This window comes from Gilliamella sp. B3892 (assembly GCF_026536305.1).
Classification (GTDB): Bacteria; Pseudomonadota; Gammaproteobacteria; order Enterobacterales; family Orbaceae; genus Gilliamella.
Map to the genome: position 1 here is coordinate 310854 of NZ_JAFNOK010000002.1, position 19845 is coordinate 330698.

Sequence of the window (19845 nt, forward strand, 5' to 3'; positions counted from 1 at the left end):
GATATTAAAAAATTTCTAAAAATTATCTGACATCATTCCATTTTATTAGTCTTTTGAATTTCGATTATGTGGAGCACACAACTTAATATCTCTTACTTACAGATATATATGAGTACTGCATTTTATTGTTTATTAACCTGCGCTAGTTTAATAATATTTGCAAATACCGCTCTTAATGCCTATACGTTTGTCATTGTACTTCTATTAATTACTCAATGGTGGCGTAGTATTTGTTACTTTAGGACGATCAAAGGAGAATTAGCACTTTTTGATTATATACACCAAGTTTACTGGCATAATCAACGCTGGCATATAATGCGTAAGCCCCTACTGTTTCGTTATGTGATCATTTTAAATTTAAAATCCCGCCATGTCGGTAAAAGGCATACGCTTTTTTTAATGGTTGATAACTTAATGCCTAATGATTGGCGAACATTGCATTACCATTTAAATATCATTGAGTTAAGCTAAACAGATAGCGTTTCAATTTTTAATTGATAACAACTATTGTGATTTTTTTATCCAATATTGGAAAGGTTTTGTTTCGATTTGTGAATTGATTAACTCATGATCCATATATCGACAAAAACTAGGAATATCACGAGTCGTTGCTAAATCATCCGCAATAACATAGAGAACTTGCCCAACAGCAAGCTCTCTAATTGTTTTGCGGACCAACATGATTGGTTCGGGGCAACGTAAGCCCAATGTATTAAGCTCTTTATCAAATTTCATCATTTATAACTTTGCTTAATTATTTATAAAAATAGCTTTTCCAAGTAATGTGGCACAGCATCATCAGCATTTGAGCCAATAACTTCATGGGTTGGTAATAATGATTTTAACTCTGAACTACCGTCTTTCATAATACATCCCTTACCGGCCATTTTTAACATTTCATAGTCATTCATACCGTCACCAAATGCAATGCTATCATTAAGGGTAAAACCTAATTTTTCAACAACTTGTTTTAATGCACTACCTTTAGAAACATTTTCAGCCATAACTTCAAGGCAGTTGAGTGTAGAAAATGCGGTACTTACTTTATTACCAAATTTTTGCTCTATTCGATTTTTTAACTTCACTAAGTGAGGATATAAAGCATCATCAGTAGTGGTAAAATAAATTTTCGCAATATCATTGGTATCAAAATCATGTGGATTGAAAAACTGATAAGTAAAATGAGTATCTCTATGAAAACTCAATGAAAACTCATCTTCCTTATTGATCAACCAATTGTCTCCATGATAAATATGTGTGTAAACTAATGGATCATCAACACACTCTTTAGCAAGTTCACTTGCGATACTTGGCTCAATACTATGGCTGACGATTAAATTACCTGCACTATCATGAACTCTGGCACCATTAGAAGTTATCATAAAGGCATCAATTTCCATATTTTCTCGCATTTGAGCAACATCAATATGATGCCGGCCTGTTGCAAAAACAAAATGAATATCCTTATTGCGTAATGCTTGAAGAATCTTTTTCGTATAAGGTGATAAGCTATGCTCAGGAGTTAATAATGTGCCATCTAAATCAGAAGCTACAACACGAAACATAATATTTCTCTACTTTGGTAATCAATTGAAATCCTACCGATAAAACTGTACTTTGAAGCAATATAAAAGTAAATCAAAGTAAAACGGTAAAAATGAGATTGATTATGATACAACTCTGCTGAGATTTACTCAACTAATTGTGGTGTTATAAAGATAACTAATTCTCTTTTTTGCTGCTTTTTACTTTTATTATTGAATAAATTACCAATTATAGGCAGTTTACTTACTCCAGGCACCTTACGGGTATGACTGTTATTAATCTGCTGAAAAATTCCGCCTAACACAACTGTTTCACCACTTTTTACCATTACTTGAGTTTTGATTTCTTGCGTTTCAATTGCTAATGCTTCGCCACCATCACGCCTTTTTATCGATTGTCCTGCTGTATTTTGGGTAATGAAAAGATCTAAAATCATTTTATCATCGGCAATAATTTTCGGTGTTACTTCTAAACCTAAAACCGCTTGTTTAAATTCAATTGATGTTGCCCCATTACTACCACTTGATACTTCATAAGGAATATCCGTTCCTTGTTTAATGGATGCTGTATTTTGATTAGCTGTGAGTAAGTTTGGGCTAGCGATAATTTCTAGCTGATTTTCAGCCTCTAAGGCAGATAGCTCTAAGTTGAGTAAACCGCCTGAAAGTTTAGCTAAATTAAATCCCACGGTAGAAGTTGCACTTGCTACATCAAGCCCGACATCAAACTTATTTAAACCCAGCGAAGATCCACCCGAATATCCCCATTTAATTCCTAATTCATTCATGCTCTCTTCACTCATTGTTACAATATGCGCTGATATATGAACTTGAGAAATGGGTTTATCAAACGCTTTTACCAATTTTTTTATACCTTCAAAACGTTCAGTTATATCAGTAATAATCAGTGAATTTGTTCTTTTATCAATAACGGCTTTGCCTCGTGGTGACAATAATTCTTGCTGTTCTATTGCTTCAATTAAAGTCATTGGTTGCGCATGATTAACCGCAATAGACATTATCTCTAATGGTTGTTTTAACTGTTGTTCTTTCAGCTCTTGTTGTTGTCTTTCTAACAAAATCTGAGGGGCAACCGCTTTTGATACAAATAAAATATTATCTTCTATTTGAGCTTGTAACTTAGCCGAATGTAAAACAATATCTAACGCTCTTTGCCAATCAATATTTTGTAGTTTGATTGTTTGTTTAATTGATACATCATCATCCAACACTAAATTCAACTGTTTATTGTCAGCCAAAGCTTGCAAGATAATTGCAACATCAGTTTGATAAAAGTTGATTGAAATGAAGTTGTTTTGTTGCTCATCAAGGGGAAGCTCGGTTTGTGCTGAACTAAGCGGTATGCTAAATAAGAAAAAAAGTGAAATCATAAAGAATTTTGAGATAACACTTTTCAATATTGACCTGAAATTAACCATTTCTATAAACCTTTTAGCTGATAAATAAAACATTATTTATGAATCGGCATGATCCATGTCACCTTATCGGGACAATAATGAGCTAGCTGAGCTTGCCAAAAAATCTTATTATGTTGCAAAGATTCAATTGACCATGGAAAAAGTTCATTGGGGATCAGATTGTCAGTTATAGCTAGCCACTGGTTGTCTTTAGTTAACCAGATCTGTCGATATTGATTATTTGATTGCTGGACCATACCAATAAACTGCCAATCTTGTATTTGACTAATTAGCATTTGAGTTTGCGCTTGGCAGGTTAATCGTTCGGATTGATGAAAGGGGTCACGTAAAACTGCAATGACTAAGGTTGCATAGCTATTTATAAATAGAAACAATACTATTTTAAATGCGTTATTCTTCACTCTAATTCCTCTTTAAATGATAAAGTAAATGTTATTTGTAAATAAGTTTCTTGATTGGTAATTTTCAAATTCTGAAAATCTAAATAGTAGTAATTATCATCAAATGATGAAATTAAGCTGATAAAGTCAGCAAATTGACCATGTAATTGTATGTCCCAGTTAACCGTCGATTCAGCTTGATAACGTTTAAAGGAAATTAATTTTAATCGGTTAGACTCGAAAGCGAGTGCTAATTCATTTTCTGAAATAAGACTTAATAAACTCTCTTTGCTGGCTTGATAACGCCGTAATTTCGATTCTAATAATTCTATTTCGGCTTTCTTTTCGTGGTATAAATTGGCTTGTTGTTCAATCTGTTGCTTAATGTCTTGAATAAATAAAAAATATCCTATTAACACCACTGTTACTGACAATATAATGATGATTAAATACTGTTGCCAGATAGGTCGACTTAAAAAATCACTCATCATTTAGTTTGATATCCATTTCAAATGAAAGCATATCTTCATGATTGGTTAAAGTTATTATTTGGCTTTTACTTATATTTTCTAACTGCAATAACACCTGATTAAAATGGATAATTTCAATATAACTTAAGCTATGTCCTGTTATGGCAATATTTTGAGGGACATATTGATATGAATTTAACCAAACCATGCCAGGTAGCTTTTCGGAAAGTGTCAATAACGACTGTTTAATTTGCCGTTGACTTGGTGAAGGATTGGGTATGTAAGTTGACAATTCTGCCAAATACTGTTGCTTGATAAGTTGCTGCTTTGACAGCTTAGCTTCATAATCATTCAGTTGAGTTTGCGCGTTTATCCACCAAAAGATAAATTGACAGATAAGCACGCCAATGAGGCAAACAGTCATCAGGGTTAGCTGGAATTTGTGCCGGCTTAGCTTAGTTTGACGCCATGGTAAAAAATTGAAGCGAATATTGTCATTAACATAGCCGATAAAAACCAGATTCAATTCATTTTTGTCGAACAAATCAATCCAATAATTAACATCACTACGTTCACAGACTGTTACTTGAACGCTATTTTTGGGGCGCCTAAAATAAACATAATCAAAAAAGAACTCTTTTGCTGAGCGCCCAAACAACTTATACATTGAAGCTTCAATATATAAAGCCAGTTCATTTGAGCTGAGTTTAACATCGGGTAGTGTCAATGTTTGTGACTGTACATAGCTTTCACTAAGATTTAGTTCATATTTACTCTGTTTAGGGTATTGGTTTTGTAATTCAGCGACAAATTGTTCAATCTCATCTGGCGATTGGTAATAATACTCCCCCTGCCCTTGATGATCGCTTACGTTTAAATGAGTTTTAGGCTTAACAATTTTATAACGCAAAATGCTAGGTTCAATATTGATAACAATACGGCTTTTATTAAAAATCATGATCGACTGTCTTTTTTTGAGCTAATGATATTTTTTTAATGCTAATGCTATTTAGCAAAATAAAAGCTTAAAAAAGGCATTTTTGGGAACTAACATCCAAAAAATGTTTAAAATTACACCGAACGGGGCTAATTTCGTAGAAATATAAAAAAAAAGGTTGACTGAAATAAGACGTGCCTTATAATGCACATCCACACGGTAAGGGTGATTAGCTCAGTTGGGAGAGCACCTCCCTTACAAGGAGGGGGTCACTGGTTCGAACCCGGTATCACCCACCAATCTTTACCGTGACGTTTTAGAAATAAAACATGGGGTGATTAGCTCAGTTGGGAGAGCACCTCCCTTACAAGGAGGGGGTCACTGGTTCGAACCCGGTATCACCCACCACTTTTGTTTACTTTTTCTATATGGGTTGTTAGCTCAGTCGGTAGAGCAGCGGACTTTTAATCCGTTTGTCGAGCGTTCGAATCGCTCACGACCCACCATTTTCTTCTCGTTATTTTTAACACAAACTTGAAAAACATTGCCTTAGACAAATACTACGATACCTTTAAGTCTCATATAACATAAAGTGATGAGATAAAAAATTCTAGCAACAAAAAGCGATTAAGGTAAAACAGGAAGGCAAGAGAGAATAGCTTGTAAAAACAGGATTACTATGGCTGGATAATCATCATCAACCACAGTAAACATTTAAGTATGCGTTAACTTCCTAAAAAGACATACATGATTAATCGATAAGCAATATAAAACATTACTAAACCAACGATACAATCTAATATCACCCACATTCTTTTTTGTTTAAATAATGGGGTTAAAAGTCTGGCACCATAACCAATTCCAAAAAACCAAAGAAACGAAACACAAACCGCACCAATTAAAAATGCCATTTTTTGTTCGCTACTTAATGTGCCGGCAATGCCACCAACAATAACCACCGTATCTAAATAGACATGTGGGTTTAGTAACGTCACAGCTAATGTCGCAAGCACAACTTTCATTAGGCTATTATTTTTATTATCTTGCGATTCAACTTGCATGCTGCTTGTCCCTTTTAAGGCACTTTTAAAAGCATTATATCCGTACCAAATTAAAAATATTGCACCTAATATAGCAAGTATATTGGTGATTAATGGATTGGCACTGATAAATGAGCCCACACCTAAAATCCCAATTGACATTAAGGTAAAATCACAAATAAAGCAGATTGCTGACACAAAAAAGATATGATTTTTTAATAAACCTTGTTTTAGTACAAATAAATTTTGCGCACCAATTGCGATAATCAAGCTAGCTGAAATTAATGCGCCTCGCATTATCTCTGAAATCATGTTTTTATAACACCCTAAATAAATTGAAAAATATTAGCATATTATTACCAGCTTAAAAAGGTGACTCAACGACAATTTCAATGATCAAAATGCGTTACTTTTTCCAATCAGTCAAGAAGCGTTGATGACGATTAAATAATAACATGACAACACCAACAATAAGCCATAGTAAGCCGACGATTTTTGCATCGTTATCAATATTTAGTAATACCGGTAATAAAACTAAAATACCAATAACGGGTAAAATAATATCGAAAATCAAAGAAGCCACGCCATTATGGCCTTTAACGAATTTAAAATAGCCTATCACTGAGACATGTAACATGATAAATGCCGTCAGTGCCCCTATATCGACAAAGGAAACTAACGTAGGGAGTCCTCGATCACTATTTGCTGCAATGGCAGCTATGCATAAATTAAAAGTGGCAGCAAAAACAATAGCGATTGTTGGCACGCCCGTTTTCTTTCCTACTTTAGATAATATTGAAGGTAAGCGTTTATCTCTGCCCATACTAAATAATAAACGACTAGCAGCAGCTTGCCCAACCATAGCAGCGAAAGAAGCACCAATTGCTTTCATTAACCCTAAAGCCCAGCCAAGGTAAATACTAATTTCATCGTTGACGATAGTGTAGTATGCCTTTCCTTGTAATTCTGGATGATTATTTAAATATTCCGGCGTATAAGGGCTGAGTAGCGCGCCGATATAAATTTGTGATATAAACAAGCCACCGGCTAAAATTAGACAGCAGATAATCGCTTTACTTACTAAACTCGATTTACCATTGTTCTCTTCGGCAAAAGCAGCAATCGCATCAAAGCCTAAGAAAGATAAAACTGCCACTGAAACACCTGAAAATAGGTTTCTCCAAGTAAATAGGTCGCCGCCAATTAATGGTTGTAACCAATCTCGTTTAATTCCCGTGGTTGCCAGTATCCAGATACCGGCAATGAGCACACAAGCCAGTACCGTGATTTCAAGTATTAATATAATTAAGGTGATTTTTGCCGATTTTTTAAAACCAATAAGGTTTAGACAAGTGGTGACAACCACAGCCAAAAAAGTCCAGATCCATACAGGAATTTCAGGAATTAGCGCATTGAGCGAGATACCGCTAAAGAGATAAGCTACCGCAGGAATAAACATGTAATCGAGTAACAACAACCAGCCAACCAAAAATCCCGCATTAGGATGAATGCCGGCTGAGCAATAGGCATAAACAGCACCAGCATGAGGTAAGGCCTTAACCATTCTCGCATATGAACATGCCGTTAATGCCATAACAAGTGTTGCCACTATGTATACTAAGACAACAGCACCGTCTGTCGACGCATCTAAAATACCATACAAACCAACTGGCGCAGCAGGTCCAATAAAGAGCAATCCCAAGATCACCAGATCTCTAAATCGCATGGTTTTATTTAACTGTTGCATAATCATTTCCATATATAGATCAATTGAAGTGATCAAAATGTTAAATGATTATTAAAATAATGACTAATATCAACTTGTTATAAATATATAACCATTTGATTTAAGCATTTAAGCATGGTTCTTAACGTGACGCTCTAATTTCATAGCTATAAACCATTTTTGCTGTTTTTCCCAGCATAATTGATGCACTACAATATTTTTCTGAGGCAAGCTTTAAAGCTTTTTCAACAGACTCGGTTGTAATATTTTTTCCGCTTATAACAATATGAAAACGAATTTCAGTATAAACTTTAGGATGAGTCTGTGCTTGTACTTTTTCGATATCAATCCAAAAATCAGAAACATCTTGTTTGGCAGTTTTCAAAATGGCGAGAATATCATAAGACATACAGCCAGCAGCGCCATGTAGAAGTAGCTCCATGGGGCGTGCACCTCGATTTCGTCCACCATGCTCAACGCCACCATCCATGACTAAAGCATGGCCACTTGCTGTTTCACCAATAAAACCAAAGTCATCAATCCATTTCAAACGATCTTTCACTTTTTTATTCCTTCTATATCAAGTTAATGGTTAAAGTTTAAGTACTAACATAATTTATTTTATTAATTATGTCACTGATTTACTGATGATGTTGCCATTAAGTTAGCTTACTGCTGTTATATTTATAAAAGTATTAATTGAAAAAAAGTAATAAATGCAATTAATATAGGATAATTCATTCAATGCTCACAATAAATACTCAGTTGTTTTATCTATTGTTTTTCATAATGATTAAAAACTTAAACAGCAATTAATAGGCATTATTCAAAGGCTTTATTATGATTCTTGAATTTTTGATCTTAATTTTTATCGGCGCAGTAGCCGGGCTATTAGCGGGTATGCTCGGTATTGGTGGAGGCGCATTAATTGTTCCGGCTCTTATTTTCTCCCTTGATTATTTCGATATTGGTGGGCATTGGACGAGCCATATCGCTGTGGCATCATCGTTAGCGACAATTATCGGCACGAGTTTGTCTTCCAGTTGGTTGCATAATAAAAATCATAATATTGAATGGTCAATTTTAAAGAAAATGGTGTTAGGTTGCATTATCGGAACGATTGGCGGTTCATATTTGACGCCTTACATTCCCGGAATGTGGCTAAGAATGATATTTGTTATTTTTCTAACTTATATAGGTTTAAAATTTATTTTTAAAACTCGCAATGTTGCTAACAATCAGACTAATGAAGTGGCTTTATTGGGTAATCATATTTATGTTATTGTTGGTGCGCTTATCGGTATTTTTGCTGCGCTGGTCGGCATTGGTGGTGGAATTTTAGTTGTGCCCTTTTTGAAAAAATGTGGCGTTAATATGCGTAAAGCAATCGGCACCTCAGCAGCCTTTACACTACCTGTAGCAATTGGCGGGACAATTGGCTATATCATTGCGGGCTGGAATATTGCTGATTTACCGCCTTACAGTCTTGGTTTTGTCTATTTGCCGGCTGTTATTGCTATTATGTTGGCAAGTATACCCATGGCCAAAGTGGGGGTGCAACTTGGGGAAAAATTATCAATCGATAAGCTAATTAAGTTTTTTGGGGTATTTTTGCTGTTAATTGCAGTTAAATTATTGTTATCTTAAAAAAGCATAATTATTTGATAAAACGAAACGAATTTAAAGCAAAAAAGGTCGCAATGCGACCTTTTTAAGTTCAATAGTGCTAACTAGCAATTGCTATCTAGCATCTTTAACAGCTAAACCTAAATGCCATACTGCCATTGCATAATGCGTGCTGTGATTATAACGGGTTATCACATAAAAATTCGGTAAACCATACCAATATTGATAACGATCACCCATATCAAGGCTTAATAAGCTCACTTCTTTATGCCCATCGATTGAACTTTGCGCTTTCAGCCCTGCTTTATTGAGTTTCTCTACTGAATATTTAGTACTAAAGCCTGTTTCTAAAGAAGGAGCTTGACCATCAGCTTTTACCGCCACTTTTTTATCTTTTTGCCAGCCGTGTGCTTTAAAATAGTTGGCAACACTTCCAATTGCATCTACCGGATCCCATAAATCAATATGACCGTCGTTATTGAAATCAACCGCATGATTTCTAAATGCTGACGGCATGAACTGACCATACCCCATTGCACCAGCAAATGAGCCACTTAAATCGAAAGGATCCACTCCTTCATCCCGACACATAATTAGATAATCTTCCAGTTCGTTAGAAAAGTATTGAGCACGTCTTGGGTAGTAAAATGCCAATGTAGATAAGGCGTCGATGATTCTCGTTTTACCCATTACTCTACCCCAACCTGTTTCAACACCGATAATACCAACAATAATTTCTGGCGGTACACCATATTGTTTATATGCTTGTTGCAACTCTTTATTGTATTTATTCCAAAAATCTACACCTTTAGGTAGATTACTTGGGGTAATAAATTTATTTTGGTAACGAATCCATGCACCATTTGGTCCCGTTACTGGCCCCGATTTTGGTGCTTGTTTATCCATTAAATTAATCACCCAATCAAGCTTATTGGCTTGCGCCAGCACATCACGTAATTGTTGGCGATCGAAACCATGTTTTTTCACCATTTTATCGATAAATTTTTCTTTATCTGTCGCTAATTGAGCGTTTTTCGGTTCAGGCCGATTATGATCTTTTTCTAAATAGACACCACCGGAGACATTTGAATGCCCGCGGTGCGCAACCATTGGTGACGTTTGTGTTTTCTGGCTACTACAAGCAGCAAGCGATAAAATCATAACTACACTAATAATGAGACGTTGCATAAATTATCCAAAATTAAATTATTTAAGAAATCGACAATATCATAAATTATTACTTGTTATTCAACAATATTCGGACAAGATTTTCCTTCCGATACTTGTTCAATATTGGTTAACGTTGTCTCTGAAATATTTAATAAGGCTTCTTGAGTTAAGAAAGCTTGATGACCGGTAAAAATAACATTATGACAGGCTGATAAACGACGGAATACATCATCTAAAATGACATCATTGGATTTATCTTCAAAAAAGAGGTCTCGCTCATTTTCGTAAACATCCATACCTAGCGCACCGATTTTGGTCTGTTTTAAAGCATCAATTGCCGCAGTTGAGTCAAGTAAACCGCCACGGCTGGTGTTGATAATCATCACGCCATTTTTCATTTTGTTGAAAGATTCTTTATTTAATAAATGATAATTTTCTGGTGACATCGGGCAATGTAAGGTAATCACATCTGAATTTGCATATAATTCATCTAATTCGACATACTTTGCACCGAGTTGAACTGCTGCATCATTAGGATAGGGGTCGTGCGCTAATATGTGCATGCCGAAGCCTTTTAAAATCCGAATGACCGCTAAACCAATTTTACCGGTGCCAATTACGCCAGCAGTGCGATTATGCATATTAAATCCGGTTAACCCGTCTAATGAGAAGTTAGCATCACGAGTACGTTGATAAGCTTTGTGTGTACGACGGTTAAGGGTCATCATTAAAGCAACCGCATGTTCAGCAACAGCTTCTGGCGAATAAGCTGGCACGCGAACAACGGTAATGCCCAATTTTTTGGCTTCAGCTAAATCAACATTATCAAAACCCGCACAACGTAATGCTAAAATTTTAACGCCATAATGGGCTAATTTTTGTAATACTTGTTTATTTACTTCATCATTTACAAACACACACACCGCATCGTAATCTTGCGCAGTCACAGCCGTTTTATGACTTAATTTGTGCTCATAAAACTCAAGATCGAATTTAAATTTTTTATTCGCAATTTCTAAGTATTCTTTGTCGTAATGTTTACTGCTAAATACAGCAACTCTTATTGTTTGTTTCATTTTACTGCCTCTCTTGTAGCGTAACGGTTAATGTTGACTAGTTTGATTTTCCATTTTTATACTGAAACGTATACATTTTCTGAAACTTCTTGACAAACATAAAATTTGAATAGGTATTAAAAAATTGGTTACAGATTGGCAAAACTAGTTTTTAATTGATTCTTTACAGTAATAACGCTTTATGCCGGCTTTAGCAATTATTTTTTTTATTACTGTGTTATCATAGCACTTTGCTAAAAACTAACCAATAAAGTTAAATAATGAATGATACGCAACATTCCATTTTAAAAACTGTTTTTACCACTAAAATGCTGATCTGTATTTTTACTGGTTTTGCTTCAGGGCTTCCTTTTTATATATTATTACAACTCTTACCTGCATGGCTGGAAAGTGAAGGGATTAATATACAAACAATCGGCGTTTTTTCATTGACCCAAATTCCTTATATCTTTAAGTTTGTTTGGGCTCCATTTATGGACAGAATCTCACTTTTTGGCTTAGGTCGGCGACGAGGTTGGATGTTAGCGTCCCAGATGACATTGCTAGCCTTTATTGCGATATTAGGTTTTTTATCGCCCTCATTAAATATCTGGTTAATCGCTCTTATCAGTTTTATTATAGCCCTTTTTTCAGCGACACAAGATATCGCACTTGATGCATTTAGGCGAGAGTTATTGCTGGATAATGAATTGGGTCTTGGCAATAGTATCCATACCAATGCTTATCGTATTGCAGGCTTAGTACCGGGTACATTATCGCTGATATTATCCAATTATTTACCATGGAATAGTGTGTTTATTATCACTGCACTTTTTATGCTTCCGGCCATTATCATGACTTTAATGGTTAAAGAGCCTCCTAATCAAGCACCGAAAAATCAAAGTATTGAAGATATTATTACCAAACCATTTAGCGAATTTATTACCCGTAATGGTTTAAAATCGGCCATGTTAATTTTAGCCTTCATTTTTCTCTATAAATTAGGGGATAGCATGGCTACTTCGTTGGCAACACCTTTTTATTTAAAAATGGGCTTTAGCCGTTTAGACCTAGGCTTGATTGCCAAAAATGCATCGTTATGGCCAAGTGTATTTGGCGCTTTAATCGGTGGTATAATGATGATTAAAATTGGCATTAACCGTGCGCTCTGGTGTTTTGGCGTTGTTCAAGTTGTTTCTATTTTTGGTTTTATTTGGCTATCTATTGAAGGACCATATACAGTCATAAATTTAGAGCAAAAAATTTCATTAGCTTTAGTTATAGGGTTTGAGGCATTAGGAGTAGGTTTAGGCTCAGCAGCATTTGTTGCATTTATCGCCAAAACAACAAATCCTCTTTATACAGCAACCCAATATGCTTTATTTTCCAGTATTGCATCAGTCCCCAGAACATTAATTAACTCAACCACCGGATTTATGGTCGCCTATTTAGGATGGACGACATTTTTTATTTTATGTGCAGTTTTAGCTATACCCGGTATGTTATTATTATTTAAAGTTGCCCCATGGAATACAAAATCTCAGGAGAATAATAATGGACAAATTAACTCAAGCATTTAATTTTAGACACGCATGTAAAAAGTTTGATACGACTAAAAAAATTAGCCGTGAAGACATTGAATATATCTTAGAAGCCGGGCGACAATCTCCTTCAGCATTTGGGCTTGAGCCTTGGCACTTTGTTATTATCGACAATGACAAAATAAAAAAAGAGTTGCGCACGGTGTGTTATAATCAGGAGCAAGTCACAAGTTGCTCACATTTTGTTATCGTGCTTTATCGTAAAGCAAATAATTTCACGCTACAAAGCGAGTACTTTCGCCGAACAGTTGCACGCACACTACCCGATAGTGATGATCAAACAGCGATTGATAACACCTGCCAATCAATTATAAATTTTTATAATCATGGATTAGCCAATGGCTTAACGATTGATCATGCTTGTGAAATGCAAGATTATATCGCTTGCGCTAATATGTTAACAGCAGCGGCCTATCGAGAAATCGATTCTTGCACAATCGGTGGATTCCAATATGACGGTATTGTTCAAATATTAGAAAAATATATGCCTAAATTTAGCGCTGAAACCTTTGGTATTGGGCTTTGTTTGGCTTTTGGTTATCGTATCAATGAGCCAACCGAGCACGTGCGTTGGTCTCTTTCTGAAATCACAACCCACTTATCTGAATAATTGATAGGTGACTTTCCCGGTCGTCGCAAGGCGACTCGGAAAGACTCATCGATGTCCAATAACCGATTTCAATTTTAAGTTATTAATGACCAATTCATACATACGCTAAAAATCTAAAGCTCAACATAATATTTCAATTTTCTGGCGAAAATGGTTAATAATGTCAAAACAATAATGGCTCTGGCATAAGTTGTTTTGGATTGTAAATATGACTTTTGTTTTTAAGCCTATATCACTTCCTTTAATTACAGCCGAAGAGCCAAATAGACGGGTTAGTAAAACTTTATGTTTGGAAAAGTAGAGATGAATCTTAAATCTAAAAAATAAATCAAATTTATGTTGTTAATCAATTACTATTGCCCTAGCCTATTGCTGCAATAATCATTTTTTTTGCACGAAAGAGCTTGATAATGTTAGACTTATCAACCACTAATCGTTTCAATTTTGCTTAATAATGCCGGAATGTTTGAAAGGAAGGAATTAACATAATGAAAACTAAACATGCACGTTTATTAATACTTGGTTCTGGCCCTGCCGGTTATACAGCTGCTGTCTATGCCGCACGCGCTAATTTATCGCCAGTACTCATAACCGGTACGCAACAAGGCGGTCAACTTACCACCACGACAGAAATCGAAAACTGGCCAGCAGGCGCTCCTGAATTAACCGGCCCGGAATTAATGGTAAAAATGAAAGAGCATGCAGAAAGATTTAATACTGAAATTATTTTAGACCATATAGATCGGGTTGATTTTAGTCGCAAACCATTCAAACTTTTCGGCAGTGAAACCCAATACAGTTGCGATGCACTTATTATTGCAACTGGTGCATCAGCACAATACCTTGGCTTACCCTCAGAAGAAGCGTTTAAAAGTAAAGGCGTTTCAGCCTGTGCAACTTGTGACGGATTTTTTTATCGAAATCAAAAAGTCGCTGTTGTTGGTGGTGGTAATACAGCCGTTGAAGAAACACTATATTTGGCAAATATCGCCAGCGAAGTCCATTTAATTCACCGCCGTGGTAGCTTTAGAGCTGAAAAAATCCTAATGGATCGATTGGCTGAAAAGGTCAAAGAAGGAAAAGTTATTTTACATACTCATCAAATTGTTGATGAAGTACTTGGTGATAATATGGGCGTAACGGGTGTAAGACTGCGAAGCACGCAAGATCCTAACTTAACCGAAGAGTTAGCGGTATTAGGTCTATTTATTGCAATTGGGCATAAACCCAATACCGATATTTTCGAAGGTCAACTTGAATTGAAAGATGGTTACATTAAAGTTAAGTCGGGCACACATGGTAATGCAACCCAAACAAGTATAGAAGGAATTTTTGCCGCTGGCGATGTAATGGATAATATCTATCGTCAAGCGATTACTTCGGCAGGAACAGGTTGCATGGCTGCCTTAGATGCTGAACTTTATTTGGATAATATTAAGTAAATAAAACAGTCCATGTCATTAGATAAAAAACGTCAAACTTACTTACTTAGCTGGTTGAAACAACACGCAAAAAAATACCAATCAAATCTGCGTGCCTCGATTTTAACCGGCTTTATCTTGACTCTTTTCATGATTGCTCAAGCTGCATTGCTTGCCACTATTTTACAAAAAATAATCATTGAACAAGTTAATTTCTCAGAAGTTTTAATCTACTTCTTGCTATTAATTGTCATCCTATTAGCGCGAGCAATATTGATCTATTTTCGGGAAAAAATTAATTTTGCTTTGGGCAGAAAAGTACGTAATCAAATTCGGCAGGATTTAATTAATCAATTTGAAGCACTGGGTCCAGCTTATTTAAATCAAAGTACCACTGGTGCCTTAAGTACTTTAGTTATTGAACAAGTTGATAATCTGCAAGATTTCTTTGCGCGTTATTTACCACAAATGCGATTAGCCAGTATGGCGCCTATCATAATTTGTATCGCAATTTTACCTTTTAATTGGGCTGCTGCGGCTATTTTATTATGCACTGCCCCACTTATCCCAATCTTTATGATTTTGGTTGGTATGGGCGCTGCTGATATTAATCGCCGGCACTTCAAAGCATTAGCCTATTTGAGCGGACATTTTTTAGACCGGTTAAAAGGTTTAAGCACTATCCGATTATTTAATCAAGGTGAAAAACAGGCGAACGAAATTAAAAAAGCGTCAGAAGATTTTCGAGTTAAAACCATGCAAGTGCTTAAAATGGCATTCTTATCTTCAGCCGTTCTAGAGTTTTTTGCCTCTATCTCAATAGCTGTTGTGGCGGTTTATTTTGGTTTTTCCTATTTAGGCGAGTTCGATTTTGGCTCATATAGTGGCAGCGTAACTCTCTTTGCCGGTTTTTTTGCCTTAATTTTAGCACCTGAGTTTTTTCAACCATTACGCGATCTTGGTACCTATTATCACGCAAAAGCTGAAGCGATTGCCGCGGCAGACAATATTGAAACTTTTTTAACGCAAAAATCAGCTAAACAGCAATTTGATAATGCTACAGCAACAATTGATTTTAATGATTCACTACAAACCATTGAAGCAGATAACTTAATTGTGTTATCAAGTGAGAATAAGCCGATTGTTGGTCCATTATCTTTTACGCTTAAAGCGCCGTTTAAATTGGCTTTAATCGGTACCAGCGGTGAAGGTAAAACGTCGTTGATGCAGGTGTTATTAGGATTTTTACCCTATCAAGGCTCATTAAAAATTAATGGAATTGAGTTTAATCAGTTAACATTGTCAAGTTGGCAAAAGCAGATAAGTTGGATTGGTCAAAATCCTTATTTAATTAACGGCTCAATACGTGAAAATATTTTACTTGGTAATCCAAATGCCACCGATCAGCAGCTGGCATCTGTCATTTCACAAGCGCAATTAGCGGAAGTTATCGCTAAATTACCCAATGGATTAGATACTCAAGTGGGCGAAGATGCCATTCGTTTATCGGTAGGGCAAGCACAACGTATCGCACTGGCAAGAGCGATGCTAAAACCATGTCAATTACTTATTCTTGATGAGCCGACCGCCAGTTTAGATAAACAAACGGTGCAAAATTTAGAACATCATAATATTGCAACAAACAGTATAACAATTACTCACCAAAATGAGGATTTGCATTCGTATGATTCAATTTGGCAACTTTCTAAAGGGCTTTTACATTGTCATATCAAGGAGAGTTTATGATAGCAACATTACGCCCCTATATTGCACTTTATAAACACTATTTTTGGCAAATTTTACTCGGTTTGTCGTTGTCGATACTTACCCTTTTTGCCAGCGTATTTTTACTTTCGTTATCTGGCTGGTTTTTAGCCTCTACGGCTTTTGTTGGGGTCGCTGGACTCTATACTTTTAACTATATGCTACCGGCTGCCGGGGTACGTGGCGCTGCAATCACTCGTACAGCTTCACGTTATATGGAGCGGTTAGTTGATCATAATACGACTTTTCAAATTTTGTCCTATTTAAGAACGCTAGCTTTTCAAAAGATTTTACCTCTTAGTGCAAACCAATTATCTCAGTACCAACGTGCCGATTTACTCAATCGCTTTATTGTCGATATCGATGCGCTTGATCACTTATATTTAAAACTTTTCTCACCGATTATCACTGCTCTAATCACTATTGGCGTGATGTTTATTGCACTTAGTCAGATTAATCTACCTGTTGCATTAATTATTACCATTGTGCTGACACTTACTTTACTGGTCGTGCCGGTGGTTTTTTATTATGCAGGTAAGCAATTAGGTGAAACGCTTGCTAAGCAACAAAGTGAATATCGCTTATTGCTGATCAATTATTTACAAGGACAAGCTGAGTTGACACTATTTAACGCTCAGCCTCGATACCGCACTAAATTAGATCAATTAGAATCAAGCTGGCTAAATAACCAGCAAAAACAGTCAGCATTAATGGCATTATCAAGCGCATTAGTCCTACTTATTACCGGAATTTTAACACTGCTCGTACTGTGGTTAATTACTCAATATACTCTATCACCTATAGTTGCGCTATTTGTGTTTGTCTGCCTTGCCAGCTCGGAAATTTTAGCTCCAATCCCAACGGCCTTTATTTTCTTAGGGCAAGTATTAACTTCTGCGAAACGTACAACGGCAATATTTAACCAAAAACCGGAAATTGAATTTATCCCGCATGGGCAATCGCTGGATTTAAGCAAAGCTAAAGTCCAATTTGATAACATCAGTTTCAGTTACCCTAATCAACCATTTGCCGTATTGAGCAATTTTTCATTAACCGTCAATGCCGGTGAACATGTTGGCTTAATAGGCAAAACAGGCTGCGGAAAATCGACTTTGCTAAATTTAGTTACCCGCAGTTGGCAACCCAATACTGGGCAGATCTACATCAACGATGTCGCAATTGATGAGCTCGATGAGCCAACGCTTAGACAGGCCATAGCAGTTGTTCCGCAAATTATCACGATTTTTAGCGATAGCTTACGACAAAATTTATTAATTGGTAACAGCTCAGCTTCTGATCAGCAGTTAATAGAAGTCTTACAGCAAGTTGAGCTCGATAAGCTTCTTACTACTGAGCATGGTTTAGATTTACCCCTTGGACAGGGTGGGCGCTCGCTATCGGGGGGCGAAATTCGCCGCATCGGTATTGCCAGAGCACTACTGCATAATTCACCATTAATATTAATGGATGAACCGACAGAAAGTTTGGATCAGCACACTGAACAACAAATTATTCAATTAATTAAACAGGTTTGCCATGATAAAACATTGCTAATGGTCACGCATCGTTTGACTGATAATCCGTTATTTGATCGAGTCATTTCGCTCTAATGGAATAGAATGCAAAACAGCGGTTTTATACTTTAACGTATAGTAAATCTGAAACTTCTTGTCAAAAAATGATTGCTTAGGCTGATCTGCTCGCTATTTTTAAAAATATGCTATACTAGCGCTTTATTTATTCGAATAGAGAGTTTATTTTGCAACAATCGTTACAAGATTTTATTATAGATAAAATTGATGATCTAAAAGGTCAAGATATCGTAACTCTTGATGTACGTGGTAAATCAAGTATTACTGATTATATGATTATTTGTACTGGCACATCTAATCGTCATGTAGCATCAATCGCCGGTCATTTACTTGACGAAGCGAAGAAACACGGGCACCTTGTATTAGGTAGTGAAGGCCAAAACGATGCCGATTGGGTCGTGGTTGATATGGACTCAGTTATTGTACATATCATGCAAGAACAGAGCCGCCAACTTTACGAACTCGAAAAACTTTGGAGTTAATGGCGTGAAAATACAGCTTATTGCTGTTGGCAATAAAATGCCGAGTTGGGTCATTACCGCCTTTGATGATTATCGTTCTCGATTTCCTAAAGATATGCCATTAGAGCTTATTGAAATACCAGCCGGCAAACGTACTAAAAATGCTGATATCGCCCGTATATTAGACAAAGAAGGCGAGCTTATGTTAAGCGCATGCGGCAAAAGTAACCGTATTGTGACTTTGGACATTCCGGGTAAACCTTATACCACCCACAATTTAGCTGAGCAGTTGGAGCGCTGGAAAACAGACGGTCGAGATGTTAGTTTATTAATTGGTGGCCCTGAAGGTCTATCACCTGCATGTAAAGCTGCAGCTGAACAAAGTTGGTCACTCTCACCACTTACTTTACCACATCCTTTGGTGCGGGTGATTGTTGCTGAAAGCTTGTATCGAGCATGGAGTTTAACCACTAATCATCCTTATCATCGGGAATAAGAGCAATAAAATGAGCGCAGTTATTTTAGATTTGCAAATTGCCACCGAGCATAATGAAAATTTACCCACCGAGCAGCAGATTATGCAGTGGTTGGAAGTCATTTTGCCACAATTTATGGAAAATGCTGAAATTACCATTCGTATCGTTGATGAGCAAGAAAGTCAGCAATTAAACAATACTTATCGTCATAAAGACAAACCAACTAATGTGCTGTCTTTCCCTTTCGAGTCACCGATTGAAATTGATATACCTTTGCTGGGCGATTTAGTTATTTGTAAACAAGTGGTTGAAGCCGAAGCGAAAGAACAACACAAATCATTATCTTCACATTGGGCACATATGATCGTTCATGGCTGTTTGCATTTATTAGGCTATGATCATATCCTTGACGAAGAAGCTGAAGAAATGGAAAATATCGAAATTGATATTATGAATCAATTAGGATTTGATAACCCTTATCAACCAATTGACTAAATAAAATTTTTAATATTACTTCTATCAACTAAATAGAA

At 36.2% G+C, this 19845-nt stretch carries 21 protein-coding genes and 3 tRNA genes; 13 read left to right on the top strand and 11 right to left on the bottom strand.

Annotated elements, in window-relative coordinates; all coding sequences use genetic code 11:
* Nucleotides 1-66 precede the first annotated feature (66 nt).
* On the top strand, nt 67-471 hold the full coding sequence (locus J3U74_RS03995; RefSeq protein ID WP_267329288.1) for a protein YgfX: 405 nt from the start codon (nt 67-69) through the stop codon (nt 469-471).
* 33 nt (nt 472-504) lie between these two features.
* Here the strand turns inward: J3U74_RS03995 and tusA are convergent, their stop codons facing one another.
* The 6 genes from tusA to J3U74_RS04025 all read right to left on the bottom strand — a co-directional run bounded on the left by tusA (nt 505) and on the right by J3U74_RS04025 (nt 4791).
* The gene (tusA, locus tag J3U74_RS04000; RefSeq protein WP_416379775.1) at nt 505-738 is read right to left on the bottom strand and encodes a sulfurtransferase TusA; all 234 of its coding nucleotides are present in this window, start codon (nt 736-738) and stop codon (nt 505-507) included.
* Nucleotides 739-758: 20 nt separating this feature from the next.
* Nucleotides 759-1565: a Cof-type HAD-IIB family hydrolase gene (locus J3U74_RS04005; protein ID WP_220219162.1), complete on the bottom strand. Its 807-nt coding sequence runs from the start codon at nt 1563-1565 to the stop codon at nt 759-761.
* 125 nt (nt 1566-1690) lie between these two features.
* A complete protein-coding gene (locus J3U74_RS04010) occupies nt 1691-2983 on the bottom strand; it encodes a secretin N-terminal domain-containing protein (RefSeq protein ID WP_267329287.1) in 1293 nt (430 codons plus the stop codon).
* Nucleotides 2984-3015: 32 nt separating this feature from the next.
* On the bottom strand, nt 3016-3384 hold the full coding sequence (locus J3U74_RS04015; protein WP_267329286.1) for a hypothetical protein: 369 nt from the start codon (nt 3382-3384) through the stop codon (nt 3016-3018).
* Nucleotides 3381-3854 carry a hypothetical protein gene (locus tag J3U74_RS04020; protein WP_267329285.1) on the bottom strand — a complete coding sequence of 158 codons (474 nt, stop codon included), beginning with the start codon at nt 3852-3854 and terminating at the stop codon, nt 3381-3383. The genes J3U74_RS04015 and J3U74_RS04020 overlap by 4 nt, the downstream gene beginning before the upstream one ends.
* On the bottom strand, nt 3844-4791 hold the full coding sequence (locus J3U74_RS04025) for a PilN domain-containing protein (protein ID WP_267329284.1): 948 nt from the start codon (nt 4789-4791) through the stop codon (nt 3844-3846). Before J3U74_RS04025 ends, J3U74_RS04020 begins: the two co-directional genes overlap by 11 nt.
* Before the next feature lie 202 nt (nt 4792-4993).
* Between J3U74_RS04025 and J3U74_RS04030 the strand changes: the two genes are divergently transcribed.
* The 3 genes from J3U74_RS04030 to J3U74_RS04040 all read left to right on the top strand — a co-directional run bounded on the left by J3U74_RS04030 (nt 4994) and on the right by J3U74_RS04040 (nt 5276).
* Nucleotides 4994-5069: transfer RNA gene (locus J3U74_RS04030), tRNA-Val, on the top strand.
* A gap of 33 nt (nt 5070-5102) precedes the next feature.
* A tRNA-Val gene (locus J3U74_RS04035) sits at nt 5103-5178 on the top strand.
* 22 nt (nt 5179-5200) lie between these two features.
* Nucleotides 5201-5276: transfer RNA gene (locus tag J3U74_RS04040), tRNA-Lys, on the top strand.
* Between the two features lie 219 nt (nt 5277-5495).
* Here the strand turns inward: J3U74_RS04040 and J3U74_RS04045 are convergent.
* The 3 genes from J3U74_RS04045 to J3U74_RS04055 form a co-directional block, all read right to left on the bottom strand.
* Nucleotides 5496-6122: a LysE/ArgO family amino acid transporter gene (locus J3U74_RS04045; RefSeq protein WP_220219157.1), complete on the bottom strand. Its 627-nt coding sequence runs from the start codon at nt 6120-6122 to the stop codon at nt 5496-5498.
* Nucleotides 6123-6216: 94 nt separating this feature from the next.
* On the bottom strand, nt 6217-7557 hold the full coding sequence (locus tag J3U74_RS04050; RefSeq protein ID WP_267329283.1) for an APC family permease: 1341 nt from the start codon (nt 7555-7557) through the stop codon (nt 6217-6219).
* 121 nt (nt 7558-7678) lie between these two features.
* Complete coding sequence (locus J3U74_RS04055) at nt 7679-8098, bottom strand: OsmC family protein (protein WP_267329282.1); 420 nt, start codon at nt 8096-8098, stop codon at nt 7679-7681.
* Between the two features lie 278 nt (nt 8099-8376).
* Here J3U74_RS04055 and J3U74_RS04060 point away from each other — a divergent pair, with 278 nt between their 5' ends.
* Complete coding sequence (locus J3U74_RS04060; RefSeq protein ID WP_267329281.1) at nt 8377-9183, top strand: sulfite exporter TauE/SafE family protein; 807 nt, start codon at nt 8377-8379, stop codon at nt 9181-9183.
* A 93-nt stretch (nt 9184-9276) separates the two neighbouring features.
* On the opposite strand, the gene mltB is transcribed toward J3U74_RS04060, so the two are convergent.
* Both mltB and J3U74_RS04070 read right to left on the bottom strand, forming a co-directional pair.
* A complete protein-coding gene (gene mltB, locus J3U74_RS04065) occupies nt 9277-10350 on the bottom strand; it encodes a lytic murein transglycosylase B (RefSeq protein ID WP_267329280.1) in 1074 nt (357 codons plus the stop codon).
* Nucleotides 10351-10406: 56 nt separating this feature from the next.
* Nucleotides 10407-11396, bottom strand: a complete 990-nt coding sequence (locus J3U74_RS04070) for a 2-hydroxyacid dehydrogenase (protein WP_220219620.1) — start codon at nt 11394-11396, stop codon at nt 10407-10409.
* 272 nt (nt 11397-11668) lie between these two features.
* Between J3U74_RS04070 and J3U74_RS04075 the strand changes: the two genes are divergently transcribed.
* The 8 genes from J3U74_RS04075 (at nt 11669) to ybeY (ending at nt 19807) form a co-directional block, all read left to right on the top strand.
* The gene (locus J3U74_RS04075; protein ID WP_267329279.1) at nt 11669-12967 is read left to right on the top strand and encodes an AmpG family muropeptide MFS transporter; all 1299 of its coding nucleotides are present in this window, start codon (nt 11669-11671) and stop codon (nt 12965-12967) included.
* A complete protein-coding gene (locus J3U74_RS04080) occupies nt 12942-13598 on the top strand; it encodes an NAD(P)H-dependent oxidoreductase (RefSeq protein ID WP_267329278.1) in 657 nt (218 codons plus the stop codon). The genes J3U74_RS04075 and J3U74_RS04080 overlap by 26 nt, the downstream gene beginning before the upstream one ends.
* A 488-nt stretch (nt 13599-14086) precedes the next feature.
* A complete protein-coding gene (trxB, locus tag J3U74_RS04085) occupies nt 14087-15040 on the top strand; it encodes a thioredoxin-disulfide reductase (RefSeq protein ID WP_220219150.1) in 954 nt (317 codons plus the stop codon).
* Nucleotides 15041-15052: 12 nt separating this feature from the next.
* Nucleotides 15053-16765, top strand: coding sequence for a heme ABC transporter permease/ATP-binding protein CydD (cydD, locus tag J3U74_RS04090; protein WP_267329277.1), 1713 nt, complete (start codon nt 15053-15055; stop codon nt 16763-16765).
* The gene (gene cydC / locus J3U74_RS04095; RefSeq protein ID WP_267329276.1) at nt 16762-18393 is read left to right on the top strand and encodes a heme ABC transporter ATP-binding protein/permease CydC; all 1632 of its coding nucleotides are present in this window, start codon (nt 16762-16764) and stop codon (nt 18391-18393) included. Before cydD ends, cydC begins: the two co-directional genes overlap by 4 nt.
* Nucleotides 18394-18542: 149 nt before the next feature.
* On the top strand, nt 18543-18857 hold the full coding sequence (gene rsfS, locus J3U74_RS04100; RefSeq protein ID WP_324099755.1) for a ribosome silencing factor: 315 nt from the start codon (nt 18543-18545) through the stop codon (nt 18855-18857).
* Between the two features lie 4 nt (nt 18858-18861).
* Nucleotides 18862-19332 carry a 23S rRNA (pseudouridine(1915)-N(3))-methyltransferase RlmH gene (gene rlmH / locus J3U74_RS04105; protein WP_220219147.1) on the top strand — a complete coding sequence of 157 codons (471 nt, stop codon included), beginning with the start codon at nt 18862-18864 and terminating at the stop codon, nt 19330-19332.
* 10 nt (nt 19333-19342) lie between these two features.
* The gene (ybeY, locus tag J3U74_RS04110; protein ID WP_267329275.1) at nt 19343-19807 is read left to right on the top strand and encodes an rRNA maturation RNase YbeY; all 465 of its coding nucleotides are present in this window, start codon (nt 19343-19345) and stop codon (nt 19805-19807) included.
* Nucleotides 19808-19845 lie beyond the last annotated feature (38 nt).

Coding starts and splice junctions, on each gene's coding strand:
- J3U74_RS03995 (WP_267329288.1), top strand. CDS start 67: ATGTGGAGCACACAACTTAATATCTCTTACTTACAGATATATATGAGT.
- tusA (WP_416379775.1), bottom strand. CDS start 738: ATGATGAAATTTGATAAAGAGCTTAATACATTGGGCTTACGTTGCCCC.
- J3U74_RS04005 (WP_220219162.1), bottom strand. CDS start 1,565: ATGTTTCGTGTTGTAGCTTCTGATTTAGATGGCACATTATTAACTCCT.
- J3U74_RS04010 (WP_267329287.1), bottom strand. CDS start 2,983: ATGGTTAATTTCAGGTCAATATTGAAAAGTGTTATCTCAAAATTCTTT.
- J3U74_RS04020 (WP_267329285.1), bottom strand. CDS start 3,854: ATGATGAGTGATTTTTTAAGTCGACCTATCTGGCAACAGTATTTAATC.
- J3U74_RS04025 (WP_267329284.1), bottom strand. CDS start 4,791: ATGATTTTTAATAAAAGCCGTATTGTTATCAATATTGAACCTAGCATT.
- J3U74_RS04045 (WP_220219157.1), bottom strand. CDS start 6,122: ATGATTTCAGAGATAATGCGAGGCGCATTAATTTCAGCTAGCTTGATT.
- J3U74_RS04050 (WP_267329283.1), bottom strand. CDS start 7,557: ATGCAACAGTTAAATAAAACCATGCGATTTAGAGATCTGGTGATCTTG.
- J3U74_RS04060 (WP_267329281.1), top strand. CDS start 8,377: ATGATTCTTGAATTTTTGATCTTAATTTTTATCGGCGCAGTAGCCGGG.
- mltB (WP_267329280.1), bottom strand. CDS start 10,350: ATGCAACGTCTCATTATTAGTGTAGTTATGATTTTATCGCTTGCTGCT.
- J3U74_RS04075 (WP_267329279.1), top strand. CDS start 11,669: ATGAATGATACGCAACATTCCATTTTAAAAACTGTTTTTACCACTAAA.
- J3U74_RS04080 (WP_267329278.1), top strand. CDS start 12,942: ATGGACAAATTAACTCAAGCATTTAATTTTAGACACGCATGTAAAAAG.
- trxB (WP_220219150.1), top strand. CDS start 14,087: ATGAAAACTAAACATGCACGTTTATTAATACTTGGTTCTGGCCCTGCC.
- cydD (WP_267329277.1), top strand. CDS start 15,053: ATGTCATTAGATAAAAAACGTCAAACTTACTTACTTAGCTGGTTGAAA.
- cydC (WP_267329276.1), top strand. CDS start 16,762: ATGATAGCAACATTACGCCCCTATATTGCACTTTATAAACACTATTTT.
- ybeY (WP_267329275.1), top strand. CDS start 19,343: ATGAGCGCAGTTATTTTAGATTTGCAAATTGCCACCGAGCATAATGAA.